The sequence below is a fragment of the Actinomadura sp. GTD37 genome, assembly GCF_041951365.1.
Taxonomy (GTDB): domain Bacteria; phylum Actinomycetota; class Actinomycetes; order Streptosporangiales; family Streptosporangiaceae; genus Spirillospora.
Genome location: NZ_JBGNUS010000030.1, coordinates 1 through 789 on the forward strand (window position 1 = coordinate 1; position 789 = coordinate 789).

Consider the following 789-nt stretch of genomic DNA (forward strand, 5'->3'; position numbering starts at 1 on the left):
CTCTGGCAACACACCGGCATCCACCCCGACGCCGTCATCGGCCACTCCCAAGGCGAAATAGCCGCCGCCCACATCGCCGGAGCCCTCACCCTCGACGACGCCGCCAAAATCAGCGCCCTCCGCTCCCAAACCCTCACCAGACTCGCCGGCACCGGCACCATGCTCTCCATCCCCCTCCCCCCACACCAACTCCCACCCCACACCAACATCGCCGCCATCAACTCACCCACCACCACCGTCATCTCCGGACCCACCCAACAACTCCACCAACTCCACACCCACTACCAAAACCAAGGAATCGACGCCCGCCTCATCCCCGTCGACTACGCCTCACACTCACCCCACATCGAACCCCTCCACCAACACATCCTCACCCAACTCGCCACCATCAACCCCCAACCCGCCACCACCCCCTTCCACTCAACACTCACCACCAACAACACCGACACCACCACCCTCACCCCCGAATACTGGTACCAAAACCTCCGCCACACCGTCCAATTCCACCCCACCATCCAAAAACTCCTCAACACCGGCCACACCACCTACATCGAAACCAGCCCACACCCCGTCCTCACCACCGCAATCCAACAAACCGCCGACACCACACCACACACCATCAACACCATCCCCACAACCCACCGCAACAAAGGAACCCACACCCACTACCTCCACAACGCCGCCCAAGCACACACCCACGGAACACCCTGGAAACCCACCACCACCCACACCCAACAAACCCCCACCAACCTCCCCACCTACCCCTTCCAACACCACCGCTACTGGCTG

1 protein-coding gene is annotated in these 789 nt (G+C 62.2%); it reads left to right on the forward strand.

Annotated features, from left to right (window positions below):
* A partial coding sequence (locus tag ACA511_RS40605; protein WP_375030083.1) for an acyltransferase domain-containing protein occupies positions 1 to 789 on the forward strand: 789 nt, incomplete at both ends.